The organism is Kurthia zopfii (assembly GCF_003143955.1).
Classification (GTDB): Bacteria; Bacillota; Bacilli; order Bacillales_A; family Planococcaceae; genus Kurthia; species Kurthia zopfii.
Genome location: NZ_QFVS01000075.1, coordinates 1 through 2,573, shown reverse-complemented (window position 1 = coordinate 2,573; position 2,573 = coordinate 1). Strand labels below are relative to the sequence as shown.

General features: G+C 36.4%; 2 protein-coding genes. Both read right to left on the bottom strand.

Features of this window, described 5'->3' with window-relative positions:
* Positions 1–410: 410 nt before the first annotated feature.
* Complete coding sequence (locus tag DF281_RS14345) at positions 411–1,100, bottom strand: KinB-signaling pathway activation protein (protein ID WP_109350938.1); 690 nt, start codon at positions 1,098–1,100, stop codon at positions 411–413.
* A gap of 119 nt (positions 1,101–1,219) precedes the next feature.
* Positions 1,220–2,284 carry a P-loop NTPase gene (locus DF281_RS14340; RefSeq protein WP_166636171.1) on the bottom strand — a complete coding sequence of 355 codons (1,065 nt, stop codon included), beginning with the start codon at positions 2,282–2,284 and terminating at the stop codon, positions 1,220–1,222.
* Between the last annotated feature and the right edge of the window lie 289 nt (positions 2,285–2,573).

Here is a 2,573-nt window from a genome sequence, read left to right as displayed (position 1 = left end):
TTGAAAGCTCATTTGCTTTGCTAGCGTTATCTATGATAACAATTGCTTACCACTAAGTGATAAGACTTTATTGTGATTAACTTCTTGCTTGTTTAGTTTTCAAGGTTCATGTTTTGTTTGCGTCACTCGTTAGCGACTTAATTATTATATCAAGATAACTTGATGATGTCAACAACTTTTTTTAAGTTGTTTTTTAAGTTTCGTTCGCGTCTTGCTTGACGACTTATATTATTATAAGCGCTACTCTCATAAAAGTCAACAACTATTTTAATCACTATTAAAACGTTTTGTACAACTTGTTGAGGCAACGTTGATAACTATACGCTCTTTATCGTCCCCTGTCAATTAGAAATACTGTTTTTTTATAGAAAAAAGGAACCCTTCATATGGCTCCTCCTATAAAAGCTATTTTATTTCGATTGTAGCTGTACTTCTTCTTCTTTACGAAGCTTTCTTCTATCTGCTCTTTTTTTAAGATCCGCTTCTGATTTCGCATTATACTTAGGTAAAATCAAGAGTTGATACATATTCACCGCAATAATCGGGAATAACAACAACGCTATATACGCATCTCCACCCTCTGAAGATTGAATCCATAGACCAATTAGCCACTCTAATGTACTGACTACGATCATAAAGAATAACGCTGAAATGAATACATGCTTCTTCCCAGTTAATTTCACTTTCAAAAACGCTGTAATTACCGCTGCTATTAATAGTATTGCCAGCAACCCTAAATAAAAACCCCAATCTCCTAACGTACTCGCATGAGGTTTGAATCTAAATAGTATTAGATCTACTATTGTAATGACAATTAGTAACAACTGCACCCAATTCCATAAAGTTAAGGATCTGAACAAATTCACACCGATTTGATGAACTGTTAAATACGCAAAGTATCCCGTCTGTGCAACTACACTCATCGTAAAGCCTAATACAACGAACCAAAGAAACGCTGCACCTAACTCTCCCCACTCACCCGCTTCATAATATGTACGATAAAAATCATCCCAACGAATAAATAAACTAACAAGCCCTGTAATCACTCCACCGATCAATAAAGAATTAATAAAAAACCTCATCCAGTTACGAATTGTCATGATGTCCTCCCGCCTCGTATTTAGTTATTTCTACCATTATACTATTTTTTTCCTTTATAGACTAAAAAAAGAAGATGTTTCGCGTGGAATTTGCGAAACACCTTCTATATAGAAGAAACTTACTTCTCTTCGTTTAATTGATCGATTACTCTTTGTGCCATTTCAATATATAACTGACCAGTTGAATGGTTACGTGCATATACTGATGGTGCAAAGTCTTCTTCAATAATATCCGGTTGACCTAGTGGAATTTGACCAAGTAAATCTGTACGTAATTCTTCAGCTAACTTAGGTCCGCCACCTTGTCCGAATACATATTCCTTTTTGCCAGAAACATCTGACTGGAACCAAGACATATTTTCTACTACACCTAGAATATGGTGATCTGTCTTAATTGCCATTGCACCAGCACGAGCCGCTACGAAAGCTGCTGTTGGGTGAGGTGTTGTAACAACAATCTCATTTGATTCAGGTAACATTTGGTGGATATCTAAAGCAACATCCCCTGTACCTGGTGGTAAGTCTAATAGAAGATAGTCTAACTCTCCCCACTCTACATCGCGGAAGAATTGATCTAACACTTTACCAAGCATTGGGCCACGCCATACAACTGGTGCGTTGTTTTCTACGAAGAATCCCATAGAAATCATTTTTACGCCAAAACGCTCAACAGGGAAAATGCGGTCATTCTCCACTACAGGCATTGTTTGAACACCCATCATATCTGGAACACTGAAACCATAAATATCAGCATCGATTAAACCAACTTTTTTCCCAAGACGAGAAAGCGCTACTGCTAAGTTGACAGATACAGTCGATTTACCAACTCCACCTTTACCAGATGCAATCGAGATGAATTTCGTGTTATTTAAAGGAGAAAGCATATCTTGCGCTTCTGCAGGAGTTGCTTCTCCACGGAAGTTTTCTAATACAGATGAATCTAATTCAGAAAAACGAATACCTACAGACTTAGCGCCTGCACCTTTTAATGCATTAACGATTTCCATTTGAAGATTAAGTTGTTCGGGCGTACCTGTTTTTGCTACTGCAATTTTTACACTAACATGTTCTTTTTCTTCTTTAATTGAAACTTCAATAATACCTTCAGTTTCAGCTAATGTTTTATGTAAAAAAGGATCATTTAAAGCTCCTACTAATTCACGGACTTGTTGTTCATTAATCACTACTAAAACACTCCTTCTATAGATCAATATCATTTGTAAGTATAACATAACCGTTATGAAAACGATTCACATTTTGTCTGATGTGTGACGACTTTCTCTACAATCAAGATTCATATATGCGCATAGTCATGATTTAAATAAAAAACAAAAAAGCCCTCCCCACCGATAAAGTGTACCCTTTGTAAAGGACATTTTGAAAAAGACTAGGAAACTTGTTGAAGCTGCTGTCTGTATTTTACAGGCGGCAGCTTCTTTAAATTCCACTGACCACGATAATGATTGTAATACG